The organism is Natronomonas salsuginis (assembly GCF_005239135.1).
In the GTDB taxonomy this organism is placed as follows: Archaea; Halobacteriota; Halobacteria; order Halobacteriales; family Haloarculaceae; genus Natronomonas; species Natronomonas salsuginis.
Genome location: NZ_QKNX01000005.1, coordinates 1 through 19,135 on the forward strand (window position 1 = coordinate 1; position 19,135 = coordinate 19,135).

Below are 19,135 nucleotides of genomic sequence, written 5' to 3' on the forward strand. Positions count from 1 at the left end.
CGCCACTCGTCTCGCTTGTAGACGGCCCGAACCTGTTGAATGTCCCACACGGTCAGGTCAACATCCGGGCGAGTCTGGTACTCGCACAGGATGAAGTCTGAACGATGTTCTTTGAGGTTACGGCCTCTCGAGAGGCGAACACGGGTGAACTGTGTATCGTGCTTGAAGCCAGCCGTTTTGAACGACACGGTTGAACGCGGGTGGGCGTCTCCGTTTTTTCGGTAGCCGGGCAGTCGGGCACGGTCGTCGCCGTTCCGACGCTTGCCGAACCAGCCGTTGAACGCTTCAGCGAGTTCTTCGAGAACGCGCTGACTGGATTGAGAATGTAAGTCCGTGTAGCGTTCGTGGCTTTTGAGTTCGGCTTTGAGTTCCCCGTCATCGGGAATCTCGTCCGTTTCGTCCCACTGTTCTTGTGCGTAGTAGCGACCGACGTTCCAGAGTTTTGAGGCGGCCCATCCGAGTTGGTCGAGGTCGTCACGAACCTGTTGCTGGTTCGTAATCGTGGCCTCGAAGGTTCGGATAGTTCGACTTATTTTTTGGCTTCATAACTGGTTATGAACGCCGTTTTGTTAATAGTGTCGGTTGGCGTGAAATATCCGACCTTGCCATCGACGGTGGTTTGTGGAAGAATTGTCGGCTGTATCCCCGCCCTTCAGGCGGGGTTTTAGCCTTGAGACTTCGATAAGAGTCACCCGATCAACGAGTTCGGCGTAGCTGTGGCCTTCTTCCTTGCGAATGCAGTGCGCGACGATATGGGCCTCGCGGGCAAGCCCGACTCGGGCGGGCTTGCCCGCTTGGTTCCCCAACGCTTGTTTAGCTACACGTAGTGCTGTCTCAACGAGGTCGAGTAGAGCGACGCCCATAATCGCCTTCTCAAACTCATTACGGAGTGATCCCCTCGCTGTCCGCCATTTTCAATAGAGCAGTACCTGCCGCCATGGTGCCCGCTTCGGGTCTAAAGGGCCACCGCTGACCATTGACAGGCGGACCACCTATCTATAATGAGTTCCCGTTCATCAGTCATTAATCACGAATGTCGCATGCACTTACTACGAACGTGCCGCGCGATCAGTACAACTTCGAGCACCAACCGGAGACGGACCAGTCCTTCGAGAACGCGCTGGCGAAAGCCCGAGCGAGGGACCGCCTGACAGTCGCCGACGGCGTAGAGTTGCTGACGACGGGCACGGATCACTTGGGAATCGATCCCGAGCGGAAGGAACTGGTACTCGAGGCGGCCGACCAACGGCGGGCCGAGGTGGTCGGCGACGAGGTAACCTTCGTCGCAAATCTCAACAACAACGTGACGACGGCCTGTAATACGGGCTGTCTGTTCTGCAACTTCAAGGACCGTTCAGAGAAGTTCCGGGCCGTGAACAACGAGTCACACGGCGGGTTCACAAAAACGCCCGCAGAATCAGGCCAGATCGTCGAGGATGCTATCGATCTGGGAATCTACGAGGTAACATCGGTGTCAGGGTTACATCCGGCGTTCGCGCTCGACGACGAACATCGCGAGGTCCTCGAGGCCAGCGACCGCGAAGACCTGAACTACCACTCGCCCACTGCCTACGAGGTCGATCCAGGAACCTACTGCGAACAGATGCGAGCGATGTCTGTCGGCGAGATTCACCTCCATTCGATGACTCCCGAGGAGGCCTACCATGCCCGCCGCGGGGTGGACTGGGACTACGGGGAGGTGTATGAGCGATTGGCCGACGCCGGACTGGACTCGGTACCAGGGACAGCTGCCGAAATCCTCGTCGACGAGGTTCGGGAGGTGATTTGTCCCGGCAAGATCGGCGCTGATGAGTGGCTCGAAGCGATGGAGGCCGCCGCGTCAGTCAGTCTGCCAACGACGGCCACTATCATGTACGGCCACGTAGAAAACGAGATGCACCGGGTCAGGCACTTACAGCGGATCCGCGATCTCCAAGACCGGACTGGCAACATCACGGAGTTCGTTCCACTATCGTTTGTCCATTCAGAGACGCCGCTAGCCGAACGGGGAATGGTCTCGGGTGGTGCCACGACTGCTGAGGACGAGCTCATGATCGCAGTCTCGCGGCTGTTTCTGGACAACATCGCTCATATCCAGTCCTCGTGGGTGAAGTACGGCGATGAGTTGGGGTTAAAAATGCTCTCATGCGGTGCCGACGACTTCATGGGGACGATCCTCTCCGAGGAGATTACTAAGCGGGCCGGCGGGGATTTCGGAGAGGCGCGGTCGGTCGCTGAGTACGTCGAGATGATTTCGGCAGTCGGACGGACACCAGTCGAACGCTCAACCGACTACGAGCAGCGTCGGCGGATTGACCCGACGAACCCGCCGTTCGGTCCCGAGCTTGGTCCCCAAGCCAACGGAACGCCGCTCTTTGAGTAGTTAGTTAGATTCAGAGAGTTCCCCGGAGATATTGGTTGAATCGTACGGGCGAGCCACGTCGCGGATGATAAGATAACGAGGCCGGCCGACTCGCATCGATGGCGGAGTACCTCTGTAGCCAAGTGTCGGTGGACGACGGAGTCCTTTAGGTCACGGTAGCGTTGGCTACGTTACGACCCACCCCACAAGGCGGTTCTACCGCGACGCCCAGATAACGAAAATATACAAAGAGACTAGTGAATTATTCGATAAATTCTAATACCAATAAAGACTGGCGGTGGACTTAAGTGGGTCCCCTCGTCAGGTGCTCTCGTATGAATGTTAGCGACATCGAGCGCGTCACCGTGCTCGGTGCTGGCAGTATGGGACACGGAATCACCGAAGCCGTCGCGCTCGCGGGCTATCACGTCACGATGCGCGACATCGAACAGGATCTCGTCGAGGAGGGCTACGGCAACATCGAGTGGTCCGTCGAGAAGCTTGCGGAGAAGGGGTTCGTCGACCAGGACCCGGCGGAAGTCATGGGCCGTATTGACACCGAGGTCGACCTCGAGACGGCGGTCCAAGATGCCGACCTCGTCATCGAGGCCGCCCCGGAGAGAATGAGCCTAAAGAGGGACATCTTCTCGGACCTCGACGAGTTTGCACCCGAAGAGTCCATCCTCGCGTCGAACACCTCTTCGCTGTCCATCACCGAAATCGCCAGCGCGACCAACCGACCGGAGCAAGTCATTGGGATGCACTTCTTTAACCCACCGGTGAAGATGGACCTCGTCGAGGTCATCTACGGCGAGGAGACCTCCGACGAGACCGCCCAGGCCGCGTACACATTCGCCGAAACCATCGAAAAGACGCCCATCTACGTCCGCAAGGACATCAACGGGTTCGTCGTCAACAGCGTTCTCGGGCCGTTCGTCAACGAAGCCGGCTGGATGGTTTCTGAGGGCGTTGCGACCGTCGAGGAAATCGACGCCGCGATGGTACATCGCCAGGGCTACCCGATGGGTCCGTTCGAGCTGTCGGACCTGACCGGCATCGATACCGGCTATCACATGCGCAAGGAGGCTGGCAAGGAGGTCCCACCGGTCGTCGAGGAGAAGGTCGAAGCCGAGGACTTCGGAAAGAAGACCGGTAAAGGCTACTACGACTACGAGGACAGCGAGGGCACCACTTACGAGGCCGGGCAGGGCGAGGATGTCGATACCCTGCGCATCGAGGCTCGCATAGTCAACGAGGCCGCAAAACTCATAGGGAACGACGTCGCCACGCCCGTCGCTATCGATAAGGGGATGCGCCTCGGCACCGGTTTCCCCAAGGGACCCTGTCGCCGCGCCGACGAGATGGGGCTCGATACTGTCCTCGACAAATTGAACGAACTGCGCGAAGAGTACGGCAAGGCGCGGTACGATCCCGCTGACTACATAGTCGACCTGGTCGAGGCTGGCAACACCGGCGAAGACGCCGGCGCAGGATTCTACGAGTACGGCGACTCGGGCGACCGCCACTACTCGGCGCTCAACTACAAACTCTCCGAGGATGGGCTGCTCAAAATCGAACTCGACCGCCCCGAGCGGCTCAACGCACTCAGCCAGGACCTGTCAGACGAAATCGTCCACCTGCTCGACAACACGCCGAAAGACGACGTGCGTTGTGTCATGTTCGAAGGTGCGGGCGACCGAGCGTTCTCGGCGGGGGCGGACATCACCGGCTTCGCCAGCATTGAACCCTCCGAAGTCGAGGTGGCGCCCGTCTTCCAGACGGTCAACGACTTCCCGCGGCCAACGCTCGCGAAGATCGACGGCTACTGTCTCGGCGGCGGCCACGAGCTCGCCCTCGCGTGTGATTTCCGCATTGCTACCGTGGGATCCGAGTTTGCCTTCCCGGAGATCGACCTCGGGCTCATTCCGGGTGGCGGCGGCACACAACGGGTAATTCGCATGTTAACTGACGCCCGCGCGAAGGAGTTGGTGCTCTGCGGTAACCGAATCGACGCCGAAACGGCCGAGGACTGGGGCCTCATTAATCGTGCCGTCGCCCCCGACGAGTTTGACGAGGTCGTCGAGGAGTTCCTTGACGACCTCGTTTACGGTGCACCTATCGCACTTGAGAAAGCGAAGAAGGTAATGGATAAGGGACGCGATCAGGACCTCTCTGGGGGGCTTGAACTCGAATCGCAAGCCTTCGGTATCCTCCTCTCCACGGACGACGCGAAGGAAGGTACCTCAGCGTTCCTTGATAATCGCGATCCCGAGTTCGAGGGCAAATGAGCTCCGGGAAGATATCGAGGAGTTGTCCGACGGTCTCCGCGAGTACGGGCGGTTCCAATGGTAAACATCGACATCGAGGTCACGGAGCGGGGCGTACCGTGTTTAGCATACCGTTCGATGAGGGCTTCCCGAACATTGGGCCAGGAACTCCATAGGAGCGCCACCGCAACCACCATTGATACCGCCTGGGGATTCGTCCTGCAGTCGACGTTTGGCGGGCAATAAAGTGCCGTAGTCACGACGACTGAGCTCAACGTTCGGCAGGTCCGCCCCGCGACGAACGATATCCGCGTCGGGGCCAAGTTGTTCGGGCCGGTTACTCGATGGGCATCACCGAGTGTGAGGTGACGGGCGTCCACGAAGATGAGACAAAAGGTCGTCGCGACCGGCGGGACGACGTATCGGCTGTTCTGCGACCGTAAGTTCGGTTAAGACACCACCGAGAGTGGGGAGATCACGTATGTCGTTTAATTTATATGGAGAACGAGTACGCTCGGACCCACTTCGACGGGATCGAAGTGCAGTTCAGTGACACTCCGACTGCCCACGAGATCGACTTCACTGTGGTCGTTCACGCCCGCGAATTGGCAGCTTCCAAAAGGAGGACTTCAACGACTGAGTGGAGACCTTTTTTCGTATCAAACTGGATCGTCTCCCAGCCCACCTACACCGCGATAGATTCGGACAAAAGAGACAACTAGAACGACAAAGGCGGTGAATACCCGGTGCGTTTCCGTTCAGTCGGACCTAATTGAACGATAGTGATATTGTTACTGGTGACGTGGGATTCGAAGGGGGACGAAAGATCAACTCACGGGCGGTCGTACTAACGCGACTCCTTGTACTCGTTGACGAGTGACTGCATGGATTCCTTGGCGTCACCGAACAGCATACTCGTGTTGTCACGAGCGAACAGTGGGTTCGGAATGTCTGAGAAGCCAGGACTCAGGCTGCGCTTGTTGACGATGACTGTCTGTGCCTCGGCGACGTCAAGGACGGGCATCCCCGCGATGGGGCTGTCGGTATCCTCGTTGGCGCTGGGGTTGACGACGTCGTTGGCCCCCGTGACGATCACCACATCTGTCTGTGAGAACATCGGATTAACATCTTCGAGTTCCCGCATCTTCTCGTAGGAGACATCGGCTTCCGCCAAGAGCGCGTTCATGTGCCCGGGCATCCGGCCGGCAACCGGATGGATGCCGAACTCTACGTCGACGCCGTCTTCCTCCAGCAGTTCGGCCAGTTCTGCGACCGCGTGTTGGGCTTGGCCAACGGCCATCCCGTAGCCAGGGACTATGACGACCCGACCGGCGGTCTCCAGGAGCATCTCGACTTCTTCCGGGGAGGTTTCTGTGATGTTGCCCTCGTAGATATCCTCCATGTCCTCGACGTTGTCGTCACCGCTGCCGAGCCCACCGAAGAGGACGTTCGTCAGCGAGCGATTCATCGACTCGCACATGATGACTGTCAGGATGAGCCCCGACGCACCGACGAGCGTCCCCGCGATGATGAGGACCGTGTTGTTCAGCACGAAGCCGGTTGTCGCCGCCGCCAGTCCCGAATAGGAGTTCAGCAGCGCGATGACCACCGGCATGTCTGCCCCGCCGATAGGGAGTACGAGGAAGACGCCGAGGATGGAAGCCGTTGCAACCAGTACCCAATACGACGGCAAAAACGAAGCCAAGGGCACCGACCCGAACATGTCGGGCTGCACCACGAGGAACAGGCCAGCTGCCACCGACCCGATGAAAAAGAAGACCTTGATGGCGTGCCCAACGGTGTCGCTGACCGGCGAGTCACCGACGACGCCGTGGAGTTTACCCCCTGCGACGAGACTACCCCAGAACGTGACGGCACCGATGATGCCCGCAATCGAGGCTGTCGCTGTCAGTCCGAGTGTGAGTGAGCCGCCGGAGGCCAGTACGTCAACGAGTTCCGCCCCGGCGACGACCGCAGAGGCGCCGCCGCCAAAGCCGTTGAACAGGCCGACAAGCTGTGGCATCTCTGTGGTTTCAACGCTCACCGCCAGCCACGCACCAATTCCGCCCCCAACGAGCATACCAGCACCGACTACAAGCGGCGAGAGCATCTCGAACCAGAGGATTGTGATGACGACCGCCAAGAACATCCCCGCTGAAGAGATCATGTTCCCGCGAGTCGCTGTCCGGGGATGAGTCATGTCGCGCAGTCCCTGGATGAAAAAGACGCCTGCGACTAAATAGGTCAGTTGTAGGACTGACTGGGTCAGACCACCGAGAATACCGGCCATAGGTTACCTGCCCCCCTTGCTGAACTGGTCGAGCATGAAGTGACTTACTAGATAGCCACCGACGACATTGATTGTTGCCATAACCACGGCAACGAACCCGAGTACCGTCGCAAGCTGAGTCGATCCCGACCCCGCGACAACGACCGACCCGAGCAGCGTAATGCCCGAGATGGCGTTCGCACCCGACATCAGCGGTGTGTGCAGGTTCGTAGGAATCTTCGTGATGATCTCGTAGCCGACAAATGCTGCGAGCACAAAAATAGTCAGGTTCTCGACAAAGGTCATTTCTTAACCTCATTTCGGTGGTCATCCCGTCCCGTTTCAGTTGCGTTATTCGGCATCTGTCTCCTCCGCTTCCTTGGTCGCTTGGGTCTTGGGTGTTGGTTCATCGTCGTCGGTCGCTGCTTCTTCTGCAGGTGTTTCGTTGACTCCGTCTTCGAGATGTGGGTTGCGAACAGTCCCGTCGTGGACTAGTAGCGTCGAATCGATGATCTCGTCCTCGAAATCGAAGTCGATGTTACCATCTTCGCCTAATAGGTTCTCCAAGAAGTGTTGCAGGTTGTTCGCATACTGTTCGCTGGCAGTTTTGCTCATCTGTGACGGCAGATTGGTCGGGCCGTGGATGGTGACGCCGGCGTGTTCGACTGTTTCACCGGCCACCGTGGGTTCGCAGTTCCCACCTGTCGGCGCGGCGATGTCGACGATGACTGACCCAGCGTCCATCTCTTCGATCATTTCCGCAGTGACGATTTCTGGTGCGGGCCGGCCAGGAATGGCTGCGGTCGTGATGATGACGTCCGACTCCGGTACTACCCGCTGCATCTGCCGTCGCTGCTCTGCGTAAAACTCCTCACCCATCTCGACGGCATAGCCCTCCTCATCGCCGGAGCCCTCGGTCTCCAAGTCGAGTTCGACGAAATCTGCACCGAGGCTCTCGACCTCCTGTTTGACCTCCAACCGGACGTCGTGTCCACGGGTATCCGCACCCAGGCGCTCGGCTGTCGCGATGGCCTTAAGCCCCGCGACACCCGCGCCGATAACGAATACTTCTGCTGGGCGAATCGTCCCCGCGGCAGTCATCTCCATCGGAAACATCTTCGGTAGTTCTTCTGCAGCCAACAGACAGGCCTGGTAGCCGCCGAGACTCGCCTGCGAGGACAGCGCGTCCATACTCTGTGCGCGACTGATCCTGGGCATCAGTTCGAGGGCGAATGCGCTGACGCTCTGATCAGAGAGCGTCTCGAGTTGTGTGTCGGTGATATCGTACGGACCAAGCAGTCCAACGACGACCTGTCCCTCGTCATAGGGGGCAATCCCGTCGGTCGCGGCCCCGAGCGCCTGAACCTGGAGTACAATATCCGCCTGCTCGAACACGGTGTCACGGTCATCCAGTACGGTACAGCCGACAGCCTCGTACTGTTCGTCGTGGTAGTTCGCAGGCTCACCAGCTCCGGTTTCGATTGCGACCTCGTGCCCGTCCCCGACGAGGTCTTCGGCCACCGCCGGAGTAATCGCGACACGCTTCTCGTTTGGGGCCGTTTCGGCCGGAACACCGACTATCACGGCGGATTCACCCGTTCCCCTCTCGAAGTTCGAAACGCCCATCGATTCGTCAGACTAGACCGCTCCATGCACTGTTTCATGTGTGTTGCTCACAGACAGTGCGGTGTACTGTATTGCGAGGTAATATAAAACATGGGGAATAGTAGGACTAACACGCTATTGCTAGTATGGATTGTTGCACGTTCGACCTCGAACAGCGCGAGAGCGGGCTCTTGAACGTAGAGGATAGGATCGATCGCACTTGGTCCCGCCTCGACGACCGCGAACGCTCGAGGCTGACCAAGAGGCCGCCAGCAACCGCCTTCAGGAACTTCTCAGGCGGCCCGACCACATCAGGAAGGGGCTGTCGAGCGCTTCAACAAGTACACGTCGAAGGTCCTCGGCCCCCTCGACTACCAGAACTTAGAGCACATCTGGTTCGATCGGAAGGCCGGCGGCGAGACCTGCAGATTGTCTGATCCAACGCCGGTGAGACGGTCTACGAGGACTCTGTTGACCACTTCTCCGAGAGCGAACGGGAAGTTACTGGACTCGTGTTCGCCCTGATCCACTACCTTCCACACGACATCCATGAGACGTCCTAACATGATCTCGACTCCTTCGAGGCCATCGATTCCTCAAAGACACCGGTCGCTGCAGCCTCTTGGCACATTCCTAGATGTGTATTTAGAAGACCATCTAGGCGCATCTATCCGCGTTCAAGCAGTCGGAATTCAACGGTTCATTCGATAGCGACGAACGATGCCTCGATCACGATTGTGTAGTATTGGCGTCCCGACGTGCCTCGGCGCCGGCGAGTAACCGACAGGCCTTCTGTAACTGTAGAAGCGCGGCGTCTTCGATCTTAACCCTGCCCCAACTCTGTTGGACGGTGATCAAATACCGTTTGCGCGTCGCTGATAAGTTGCTCGATTCGCGCACTGTCACTTAATACCGGGAGGGTCTTGCCTCTTCGGCGAGTGACGAGTTCCCAAGGCTGGTCGGAATCGGGAGTGAACAGGACGTAGGTGAATCGCGTACGCTCCGGGAAGAGACTTCCAGAGACTGCAGATTTTAAGTCTCTCACCGCTCTCCGGAAAAAACCAATTATCACCGTCTTATGCGATACAACGCCGAGGATGCCTTCAAGGGCAACGTGTGGGACGCCGATATCGCAGTCTGGAGGCCCGTACAAAGGCGTTCTAGCAGCTAAGAGCTTCACGTTCGACATGAACCCGATACGGTATTTAGCTACGTGTCGATAGAATGAATTGGGACGAGACGTTCACTAGTCCTATTTCGAATCCCAGCGTGACCTGCTATCTTGGTAGACCGATTTGGTGGTGAACATTCTATACTCCTGTAGTGGTTCAGGTGAACCTGACGCCAACATCGTGCATATCGTCGTTGTAGCGGGCAATATTGATAACCAGTGGTGTCACACTTTCAACTTCAGCTGCATTTGCTAGCGGCCCAGCACTCAGGGCCCGTATTCCGGCAAGTTCGTTTACAAGATCGATGACCCGCTGACGCACCTTCTCGTCGTTTGCCACTACAAGGGTGTCGACGTCAAGGTCAGCATTGAGGTCTGCAAGGCGGTCGGCAGCGAGATTATGAAACGCTCCTGCGATAGCTGTCGACGCTGGTGCACACCTGGCCACTAGTTCGGCGAGGCTCCCCGTAGACGGTGGATTGAAATGGAGACCTGACTCGTCTCCGCGCATCCCTACGGCAGGGGTTATAAGTAACTGATCGGTCAACACTTCTTGATCGACTAGCGCTTCGATAGTATCACCTACATGGTGAGGAGGTACGGCGAGCACTACGATGTCAGCATTGCTTGTTGCAGCGGTATTATCAGCATGTTCGATAGTTCGTTCGATACCGTGGTTAGCCAGGCGAGATTCGTACGTGCCCGCTCGGTCGGCGGCTTTGGATGCATCCCTCGAGCCGACGAGAATAGTGTGAGATGTCTCGGAAGCGAATCGAACCGTAAGACCTTCCCCGATATCGCCAGTCCCGCCAAGGATTGCAATACGCACACGTCGAGTACGAGTGTGTCGATAATAAAGAAACAGGAACTGGTAAATTGTTAGTAATGCCGCCTTGATTCGTCACAACTAGGGCGTTGAAGCGGGGAACGACAGATGCCTCACCTCCAAAATTTCCCGCTACACGGGGCAGGTCGCGTTGGATAAAAGTGTTACTGGTGGCCAACGCCAAGCCACCCCCCCATAGCGTGGTGGCGGCTTCGCCGACTACGCCGTTGTTTCGCTCCATTGTCTCCAGATTTACTTGGAGAAGTCCTACCGCGAAGCGCTCAATCTCTTGAGCGAAATGCCACAAATACTAGCGAAAATCGATCTTGAAAAGGCCGATCACGCTGATAATTCGACGCTAATAAAGGCATTTGATAGGATCAAGATGGCAGTCTGGCGAGTGGTACTGCGCGAGCCACCTAGTCGTGAAGCGATGGATACGACGTTTTTCGATCGCGAAAACGCGAGCAAACACTACTACCACCGCACGAATTATCGCGTTCAGACACTCGAAACAACCATGCTCGTCGATACAGCATCACAGGCTACCTCGCGTTCACTGCACGACAGAACAGCGTCACGACACGTAGATCGGCTTCCAACTTGCCTGCCATAACGCGGGCGAGTTGCACAGCCTCGCTGCGGACAAAGGTAACAACTCGAAACGATTACCAGGACTCAGGAATGAGAACGTGAGATTGCTGAGCAAGCATCGTGAGTTCTACCCCGTTGATCATACGCATAACCGCGGGTCGGTGAGACTCTTTATAACGAGAGAACACTGTCTGAGACCGTCTTTTCGGTGGTCAAGCGCACGCACGGCGTCGCCGAGCGTGCGCAATTCTAGATCGTGAGCTCCGTGAAATCGCCCTGATGTGTATCGTCTACAATACCAAGCGTGCTATCATGGAGTGAAACCAACCGCAGTATGGTGATTTACCATGGCCTCATCAGAGATGTTTTTGGAGATAGTCCTCATGGACCTCGATCAAGATCGCTACGGCTCACCCAAGACGTCGCGTAGGCCTTCACCGCATCGACGATGTAGGGCATGACGTTCTCGTTACCTTTGGCGGCCTCTCCAAGGTCCGTGAGGGCAGCCTAGACTGCCTCGCTGTCGCGCCCAGCGCGGAGTTACCGGACGCGCTCCCGCTGTCGGCGCTGTTCTTCCTCGCTGACCTCCTTGATGTCCTCGTCGACCTGATGCTCGTTGACGCCGACGTTGATACGCTCTCTGTCTCCTCTCGAGTTTGTTTGCTCTCAGTAAACTCGGCTGCGATCGGGATCTTTTTTCGGTCGAGACAATCGTGCAGCCGTAGTAGTACTCCTCAACCGTTGGATTGTAGCACATTGACGCGTCTTGATCAGCAGGCATCGGCCATGCATCAGCCGAATGATGTTGTAAGTCAAGTCGAGCAGGCCACGGCGGGCGGCCTGCCTGACGAGGTGGTCGAACACCTTGTTAACGACGGGGTCGAAAATCGGTAAGAAACCGACCGCGCCTCTTGACGGCGGTCGGTCGAAGCCGCAACTGAGCCAGACGACAGTATTCTGAAGCTCTCGTTCGACTGGGCGGATGCCGTAGATGTCCTTGTAGTAGCAATGGAGGAAGCCACGCATTAGCGCTGTTGGTTCGTGCTCTCGTGTTCGCTCCGTCTCCGCCGGGACGACCAGCCGAACTGAACGAGAAACTCCAAGCGGAGGTGCTCCTGCTCTTTGATGTGGTAATTCTTCTACAGCACTTTCATATGGATATCATTAGTTGATCCTTTTGCCAAATCAACTGTTAGTATAAAATCTCATCAACATATCACCACCTGTTGTACACTCTCACGTCCTCTAGAGCCCGGATGGTTTTCACTGATAGTGAATTCATTAGTTACTAGCCACAGTTCGGTTCGGATTGAGCGGGCAGATCAACGTTACCACCGAAATCTCATTAAAAGGATTATCGAGGGGACGAAAACACACCATCCAAACCCAACCCACTTGAGAGGGGAACGGATGATGTCTAGAAGTTCCCCAGGCGAGTGATTACTGTCACTGAAGACAAACTCGAACAACTCCGCGACGGGAATGGATTTACTCTCGACGGGTTTAGAACAATCGTCGAAATCCAAGTCATCCATGAAGACCGTAACAATCAGTGCGATGTTTCTAATCTCTTTGCATAGGGTGGCTGTGAGTACTCTATACAATATCAATAAGCAAATTGGTTTTGATATTTCAATAGTGGCTGCAAAGGATTAATACACCTCTTGAGCTGATAGAGTCAAGAATACAGAAAAAATTGAATCAAAGGGGCGCTTTCCGTTCGCAGAATCGGTGGAATCGGACGTAAATGAACTGCAGAGCGTCATCAGCTTCAACTAGGAGATACTCGAAAACACTGGGAACGGCACCGTCGACGCCATCAAAACACCCACGGAAAACGATGGTGTGAACGACGACCTGCTGCCCGACGATACCGTCACGTGTCGGACCAGCGGGAGCGTAGTTGAAGCTGAACAGATCGAGACAACCGCCGAAAAACATCAAAAGGTGAGCAAAGACACCGTCAGGGAAATCTGAGTCATATTAGAATAACAAAATTAAATTTGTTATCCTAGGAAATCGGACGTTCAGCAGTTACGAGTTCTTTCCTGTAATAGCCCCACAATACTCCCTGTTTTGCCTTTGTGAAGGTCATTAAAGCGGCATGCCAGATATTTGGGCAGTATCAATAATACTATTTACATTTTAATACAGAACCTGCGTCTACTCTTAGAAAACACGATTGACTTCTTCGATAAAATTTAAGAATATTTATCATAATTGGCGTGGTCGACAGTACCGGTGGGACATGAAAACAGATACAACCAATCCGACTAAGTAAAAACGCAAATTTCTGTTTACCATTGGTGTACGCATCAGGGAGAGAAACAAGTCGGTGTCTTGGAAGTCACGAGTCAGTTCTTGAACGTCTAAAAGTCGGTCAGCACCCGCTGGATCGATTGATGATCAGCCACGCATCGGGAACAGTAATAACAGTCTGGGTCCGATCGACCTGTCGATCCGGATGAGCATCGAGTGGGCTAACAACCACGAAGTCGGGGGCGACTTACTGACCAGCAACAGGCAATCCAGTGGAAAACACGAAATCGACCGTCGACTTCCAGTCGGCGACTCGACGGATGATCCAGATTCACAGCGGGATGGGCGTCGATGCGGACCTCCCCCTAGAACGGTGCCTCGGATAAGCCCGCGTCCGTCGTATCGGGGAAGGTTCCTCCGAGATCATCCTGAAGACGATGGCTCACAACCCACCAAAAGGCTACGAGGACGTGGATACGATCAGTTTGGATTGACTAATGAGTGAAGAATTTCATGGTTGGTTTCGTAGTAGAAAATGTTATATTCTTAACTAAAACCGGCTGTTTTAAAGCTTTTTAAAAATCTCTGACAATAGATATAAATATCGGATACCCCATTGGCAACCATGGTTTGATATACCAGAGCAGATGGGTTGTAGATGCCCGTTACAATATCGAACCAACAAAGGGACAAAATGAGCACTCTCAGTCACAAACTGAAGGAATTGGCAGGCACGATAGAGGCATTAGAAAACAACGGTACCCCGGTGACCGATGTCACTACAAACTCGGCTGAGATTGAGTCGGGTAAGAGCTTGGTAGCAGCACTATCGATTACAGTCCCGCTGCCACTCCGATATGATGGAAATAGCGAGTCGGCGTTTAGCGCGACCGAAGTAGAAGTGACCGAAGATGATTCGATACTCGTCTCGTTCGAAGGCGAGATCACCGATCAAGAACTCGAAGTCATCACCACTGATCATCTTGAGCAACAATCCGAGGAGGCAGATACTGGAACACCCCCACATCGGGATCCAGACGCATTGCGGGAAGCGTACGAACAGAATGATACGTTCGTCGAGATGCAGCGTGCGCTCGGATCTGATGTCACACCGGAGGCAGTCCGCCAACAGATGATAAAGCACGGGATCCACGAGATTACGGAAGAGAAGCCGTCAGAGACAGATGGCGAATCAGAACAGTCAGAGGATTCGTCCACATCCTCGGTTGAGGTGTCCGAAGATACTAGACAAGCCGGATCGTCACAGACAGCTAAGGTGTTCGTCTCTGATGGTGGTTTCCCGGTTGATCTGACGGTCGACGACCTCAAGGATGTCGTCCAGTCCTCGCACACGCTATACGAGGCGACTCAGCGACTTGATACCGATTTGGAGGAAGCACGAGAGATGCTAAAACGACTCAATCTCTTGGACTTAGTTACTGGTCGACTCAGCGCGTGCGACGAACAGACTGTTACTGGTGCGGAAATTGATCGTCGTATCCGCTCGTCGGGCTTGGTACAGGTGTGATTTGCTGCCGGAAATCCAGGCAATCCACGACTAACGAAGACCAGATAATCGCCCAACTTGCCCGGTATCGGTAGGACGGAACTGCAGTCAAAGATGTGAACCAATCGAAATTTGATTACCGTCACGAGCCCGCGCGTGCCAGGGGCTGGCACGGGTTCCACAGATGGCCCCCAGCGAGAGCGAACTATAACAGACCAATACGCGGAACAAGACCGCCGAACATCCCACGACGACCATACTCTCCAGCCATACGCCTGTATTCAAACCGGCGGTGGAGAGCGCCTCATTTACGATCTAGAGAACCCCACCGCGTGGATTCAGTCCGACACAACTAACGCGTTATCGAGAGCACATAACCTACACCATGTTTGAGAACCCCCCAAGAGAAATTGACGAACCGGCAGAAGAGGACGTGAATGAGGCGGAGACAACGCACACCTATTGCCTCAAGGAGTGCATGCGCACTGGCCGGATGTCTATCGGCGCACTCAGCCAGGTACTGGAGACGAACCCCCCACGAGTTGCCACCGTTCTACGAGGCTATCGAGTGGGATGCAGTGGAAAAGCTATTTTGCCCGGCTTCTAACAGGTCACGACCCGGTATCTCCCTTACGTTCATGTATGACGGGTATACGGTCACCATCATAGCGGGTGACCGCCTCTCCATTCAAACGTAACCGCTCCGCGAATCCCGGACACCGAGAACTCGACCTACCGTGTTCCTCAGACCGGCCCTGAGCAGTGACCTGTACGAGACATTGTTTAGAGTAGCTGGTTCCAGCAAACTGCAAATGCCTGCAGCCACGCTTGGGCGGGCTCGGGTTCAGCGTGTCTGAGGTGACGTCTACATCGCCATCAGCATCTCCCGGGCCGTCCAGCACGTCGCCGGCATGAAGGACGCCGACACGAGCGTCGTGATCAACAAGGACCCGAACGCCCCCGTCTACGATATCGCTGACTACGGTATCGTCGTCGACCTCTTCGAGGTCGTTCCCGAACTCATCGAGCAGTTCGGCGGGGAAGCGCCCAATATCAGAGGTGGTTGGTACGATAACTTACCGTTCTGCTAATCGCACCCTCCGGCGGTCCGATCTCGTTAGATGCTATAATTCTGACCCGGTGAAGGGTGTAACCTTAGTGTGAAAGAGGAGGCGGTCGAGTAGTCTGACAGGTTGCTAGGAGAAAAACTACCGGCCGGGGGCGTTTCCCCGGACGAACTCTATTGTCTCTTCCATCGACGCGCCGGGACCGAATATCGCATCGACGCCGAGTTCGTAGAGTTCTTGGCGGTCCTCGTCGGGGACGATACCACCGACGAGTATGAGAGTGTCCTCAAAGGCGTCATACTGCTCAAGGCCGTCGATAATTTTCGGTACGAGTGTGTCGTGAGCACCCGAAAGAATCGAGATACCGAGGACTTCGACATCGGGTCCGATATCCAGTACGAACGCTACGGTGAACAGTACTACAAGTTCGAACGACCGGTCTACGTCGGCGACATCCTCTCGGCGACGACGACGCTCGCTGACGCCTTCGAACGGGAGGGCCGCGACGGCAACATCCTGACCTTCGCGGTCCTAGAGACGGAGTGCGTCGACAAGGCGGGTGAACTAGTCGTCACCGAACGGGAGACGCTCATCGAGACGGACAGCCCGCTCTCTAGGGACGGCCGACGACCTGAGTCCCTCGACTGGGATGCGACCAGCGGCGCAGTCGTCTGCCAACCCACAGCCGACAGCTACCCCCTCGAGTCTGCCGCCGAGGCCTCTGTCGGTGACGAAGGGCCGACGACCATCGTCGGGGAGATTACACCCCAGGATTTCGTCAGATATGCGGGCGCGAGCGGCGAGTTCAATCCGATTCACTACGATGCGGAGTACACGACTGCCCTCGGGAACGAGAGCGTCTTCGGCCAGGAGATGCTGACCGCCGGCTACGCGGGTCGCTTCCTCTCGGATTGGTTCGGCGTCGAGGCGCTTCGTCGGTTCCGGACCCGGTTCACCGCCCGCGTCTGGCCGGGCGATACCCTGATCATCCGTGGGGAGATAACCGACGTCGACGCTCCCGAAGTCACGGTCGAACTCACCGAGTCCCGACAAACCGGCGAGACCGTCCTGCAGGGCGATGCGACGGCAACGGTTTCGCCAGCGGGTCCAACGGGATGACCGAACGGCGAACTGCGACGGGCGTCTTTCCAGAATATTTCCTTGTTTCGATCGGCACGAACGCCTACATACTCGCGCCGGCTAGCATCGTTCCCCTGCCTGGCAGTACCTGATGGACCGGTACGACAACCGCTGGCCGATGTTGGGCAGTATACTGGTTTTGGTCCTGCCGCGGTACTCGGGACGCTCATCGACACCTACTACGTCTTCGTCGCGGCGCGCGTCGTCGTGGGCGTGGCGGCCGACGGCCTGTTGATGCTCGGCGCCAACGTCGTTGCCGAGGTGTTCGCCGACCTGCGGCAGGGCTTCGTGACGACGCTGTTTCTCGCCAGCGCTCCGATCGGGTACGCTGTCAGCCAGATCGCTGGCCCCGCCCTCGGTTCGGCCTTCGACTGGCAAGTGCCCTTCATCGCCTATCCGGCGATCGCGACGGGCGACTACGCGTTGTTCGCAGCCACACGCCCATCGTCGATCCAAACCGGCGACCCAATCTCTCTCCGTGATTTCCGACTTGCGCTCCGGAACCAGGCGGTCCTGCTGGTGTCGCTCGTCAGGTTCTGTTCCTACGTGCTCTACATCTTCCTGAACTCGTGGACGCTGACCTATGCCGCGGATCGGCCGCACCTGGCGCTAGAGCAGACCGGCACCATCGCGGCGCTTCTGCCGGCGGTCGGTATCGTCGCCCGGCCGGCGGATGGCTCATCGTAAGCGTTCGCGTGGGGGCCGACCTTCCTCATTCACATTGGCATCCGCCTGCTGGTCGCGATGCCGGATTCGAAGCCGATCGGCGTGGAGTAGCAGTTCGCGTGGCTACTCGCCGAAGGTCGGAATCTCCGAGACATCTTCGGGGTCCACGTCGGAGAAGAACTTGCGGGCGAGGGTGCGCTTGTGAACCTCGTCGGCGCCGTCGACGATGCGGAAGGACCGAACCGACTCGTAGAAGTCCGCTATCGGGAGGTCCTTCGACATGCCGGCGCCGCCACACATCTGGAGTGCGGTGTCGATGGCGTCCTGAGCGACGTTCGCCGTGAACACCTTCGAGGCGGAGACCTCATGGCGGGCTTCCTCGCCGCGAGCGATTTTCTCGGCGGCGTCACGGACCATCGTCCCGGCGGCGTGGAGCCGAATCTCCTCGTCGGTGATGTCGAACCGCGGGCCTTGCTTGTCGGCGAGTGACCCTCCGAAGGCCTCCCGCTCGGAGAGATACGCCTTCGCCACGTCGAGGGCACGTTTGGCCATCCCTGAATAGCGCATGCAGTGGGTCAAGCGAGCGGGACCGAGCCGTTGCTGGGCGTGGGTAAAGCCCTCGTTCAGCTCGCCCAGCAGGTGCTCCTCGGGGATTCGGACGCCGTCGTATTTGACCTCCGTGTGGCTCGAATGGACGATCGAGGGGCCGAGATGTGGGATATCACGGACCATCTCGACGCCGTCGGCACCGGCCGGAACGAGGAACAGGCTCGTCCCGTTGTACGGGTGGGCGTCCATGTCGGTGCGGGCCATCACGATGAGGACGTTCGCCTCGGTGCCCTGCGTGGTCCACCACTTGTGGCCGTCGATGACCCACTCGTCGCCGTCCTTCTCGGCTTTCGTCTGCATCATCTTCGGGTCCGACCCGGCACCCGGGGCCGGCTCGGTCATCGAGAAGGCCGAGTGGATCTCGCCTGCGACGAGCGGTTCCAGCCACTCTTCTTTCTGTTTCTCGGTCCCGACGAGTTCGATGGTGTGCATGTTCCCCTCGTCGGGGGCGGCGACACGCATCGCCCGTTCGGCCAGCAGGCTCCGGCCGGCCTGCTCAAACAGCGGGAGGACGTCCCGGAAGTCGTAGCCGAGGCCGCCGTGTTCCTCGTCGATCTGCGGACAGTAGACGTCGCGTTCGCGGGCCTCCTCGCGGAGTTCCTCGATGGCCGCATCCGACACCGCCCCCTCGCCCGTATGCTCTCGTTCGACCGGTAACACGATCTCGTCGACGAATTTCCGTGCGCGTTCGCCAAGCTCTCGCCCTGCTTCGGTGTCGTTGTACTCCATACGACACCTACTCGACGCCACCTACATAATTTGGTAGGTCAAGCCCTCGACATGCCCCTATACT

Annotated in this window: 14 protein-coding genes and 7 pseudogenes; 11 read left to right on the plus strand and 10 right to left on the minus strand. The window is 57.1% G+C overall.

Translation table 11 applies throughout. From position 1 onward, the window contains the following. A pseudogene (locus DM868_RS15500) lies at window positions 1–533 on the minus strand (RNA-guided endonuclease InsQ/TnpB family protein); the annotation flags it as partial. A gap of 147 nt (window positions 534–680) precedes the next feature. Then, window positions 681–863 (minus strand): annotated as a pseudogene (locus DM868_RS15775) (IS5/IS1182 family transposase); the annotation flags it as partial. A gap of 170 nt (window positions 864–1,033) precedes the next feature. Here DM868_RS15775 and cofH point away from each other — a divergent pair. The 3 genes from cofH to DM868_RS11645 all read left to right on the plus strand — a co-directional run bounded on the left by cofH (window position 1,034) and on the right by DM868_RS11645 (window position 5,351). Continuing rightward, window positions 1,034–2,383 (plus strand): 7,8-didemethyl-8-hydroxy-5-deazariboflavin synthase subunit CofH, encoded by a 1,350-nt coding sequence (cofH, locus tag DM868_RS11635; RefSeq protein ID WP_137277056.1) that lies wholly within the window; start codon window positions 1,034–1,036, stop codon window positions 2,381–2,383. 314 nt (window positions 2,384–2,697) lie between these two features. Next, entirely contained in the window at window positions 2,698–4,650 is a 1,953-nt protein-coding gene (locus DM868_RS11640) for a 3-hydroxyacyl-CoA dehydrogenase/enoyl-CoA hydratase family protein (RefSeq protein WP_137277057.1), read from the plus strand. A 476-nt stretch (window positions 4,651–5,126) separates the two neighbouring features. Further along, entirely contained in the window at window positions 5,127–5,351 is a 225-nt protein-coding gene (locus tag DM868_RS11645) for an amino acid synthesis family protein (RefSeq protein ID WP_137277058.1), read from the plus strand. 125 nt (window positions 5,352–5,476) lie between these two features. Here DM868_RS11645 and DM868_RS11650 read toward each other — a convergent pair whose 3' ends face one another. The 4 genes from DM868_RS11650 to npdG form a co-directional block, all read right to left on the minus strand. Beyond that, the gene (locus DM868_RS11650; protein ID WP_137277059.1) at window positions 5,477–6,919 is read right to left on the minus strand and encodes an NAD(P)(+) transhydrogenase (Re/Si-specific) subunit beta; all 1,443 of its coding nucleotides are present in this window, start codon (window positions 6,917–6,919) and stop codon (window positions 5,477–5,479) included. Window positions 6,920–6,922: 3 nt separating this feature from the next. Next, the gene (locus DM868_RS11655) at window positions 6,923–7,204 is read right to left on the minus strand and encodes an NAD(P) transhydrogenase subunit alpha (RefSeq protein ID WP_137277060.1); all 282 of its coding nucleotides are present in this window, start codon (window positions 7,202–7,204) and stop codon (window positions 6,923–6,925) included. A 45-nt stretch (window positions 7,205–7,249) separates the two neighbouring features. Further along, on the minus strand, window positions 7,250–8,482 hold the full coding sequence (locus tag DM868_RS11660; protein ID WP_137277061.1) for a Re/Si-specific NAD(P)(+) transhydrogenase subunit alpha: 1,233 nt from the start codon (window positions 8,480–8,482) through the stop codon (window positions 7,250–7,252). A 1,349-nt stretch (window positions 8,483–9,831) separates the two neighbouring features. Further along, a complete protein-coding gene (gene npdG / locus DM868_RS11665) occupies window positions 9,832–10,503 on the minus strand; it encodes an NADPH-dependent F420 reductase (RefSeq protein ID WP_137277062.1) in 672 nt (223 codons plus the stop codon). A gap of 121 nt (window positions 10,504–10,624) precedes the next feature. Here npdG and DM868_RS11670 point away from each other — a divergent pair. After that, a pseudogene (locus tag DM868_RS11670) lies at window positions 10,625–11,415 on the plus strand (IS5 family transposase). A gap of 60 nt (window positions 11,416–11,475) precedes the next feature. On the opposite strand, the pseudogene DM868_RS15780 reads toward DM868_RS11670, so the two are convergent. Both DM868_RS15780 and DM868_RS11680 read right to left on the minus strand, forming a co-directional pair. Then, window positions 11,476–11,733: pseudogene (locus tag DM868_RS15780) on the minus strand (methylmalonyl-CoA mutase family protein); the annotation flags it as partial. Between the two features lie 2 nt (window positions 11,734–11,735). After that, window positions 11,736–12,221, minus strand: a pseudogene (locus DM868_RS11680) (IS5/IS1182 family transposase); the annotation flags it as partial. Between the two features lie 718 nt (window positions 12,222–12,939). Between DM868_RS11680 and DM868_RS15660 the strand changes: the two are divergent. The 5 genes and pseudogenes from DM868_RS15660 to DM868_RS11690 form a co-directional block, all read left to right on the plus strand. Continuing rightward, window positions 12,940–13,071 (plus strand): hypothetical protein, encoded by a 132-nt coding sequence (locus tag DM868_RS15660; RefSeq protein WP_281280709.1) that lies wholly within the window; start codon window positions 12,940–12,942, stop codon window positions 13,069–13,071. A gap of 940 nt (window positions 13,072–14,011) precedes the next feature. Next, window positions 14,012–14,881: a hypothetical protein gene (locus DM868_RS11685; protein WP_137277063.1), complete on the plus strand. Its 870-nt coding sequence runs from the start codon at window positions 14,012–14,014 to the stop codon at window positions 14,879–14,881. 135 nt (window positions 14,882–15,016) lie between these two features. Beyond that, the gene (locus tag DM868_RS15910) at window positions 15,017–15,253 is read left to right on the plus strand and encodes a DUF7331 family protein (protein ID WP_449289570.1); all 237 of its coding nucleotides are present in this window, start codon (window positions 15,017–15,019) and stop codon (window positions 15,251–15,253) included. A 44-nt stretch (window positions 15,254–15,297) separates the two neighbouring features. Beyond that, entirely contained in the window at window positions 15,298–15,558 is a 261-nt protein-coding gene (locus DM868_RS15785; RefSeq protein WP_394347530.1) for a HalOD1 output domain-containing protein, read from the plus strand. A 162-nt stretch (window positions 15,559–15,720) separates the two neighbouring features. Next, window positions 15,721–15,951: pseudogene (locus DM868_RS11690) on the plus strand (hypothetical protein); the annotation flags it as partial. A 117-nt stretch (window positions 15,952–16,068) separates the two neighbouring features. On the opposite strand, the pseudogene DM868_RS15505 reads toward DM868_RS11690, so the two are convergent. Further along, window positions 16,069–16,308 (minus strand): annotated as a pseudogene (locus tag DM868_RS15505) (cobalamin-dependent protein); the annotation flags it as partial. On the opposite strand from DM868_RS15505, the gene DM868_RS11700 reads away from it, so the two are divergent. Then, on the plus strand, window positions 16,267–17,046 hold the full coding sequence (locus DM868_RS11700; protein ID WP_246049114.1) for a MaoC/PaaZ C-terminal domain-containing protein: 780 nt from the start codon (window positions 16,267–16,269) through the stop codon (window positions 17,044–17,046). The pseudogene DM868_RS15505 and the gene DM868_RS11700 sit on opposite strands and share 42 nt — an antisense overlap. Window positions 17,047–17,088: 42 nt before the next feature. Further along, complete coding sequence (locus DM868_RS11705) at window positions 17,089–17,754, plus strand: MFS transporter (RefSeq protein WP_170964499.1); 666 nt, start codon at window positions 17,089–17,091, stop codon at window positions 17,752–17,754. A 102-nt stretch (window positions 17,755–17,856) separates the two neighbouring features. Here the strand turns inward: DM868_RS11705 and DM868_RS11710 are convergent, their stop codons facing one another. Beyond that, window positions 17,857–19,071, minus strand: a complete 1,215-nt coding sequence (locus DM868_RS11710) for an acyl-CoA dehydrogenase family protein (protein WP_137277066.1) — start codon at window positions 19,069–19,071, stop codon at window positions 17,857–17,859. Window positions 19,072–19,135: the final 64 nt, after the last annotated feature.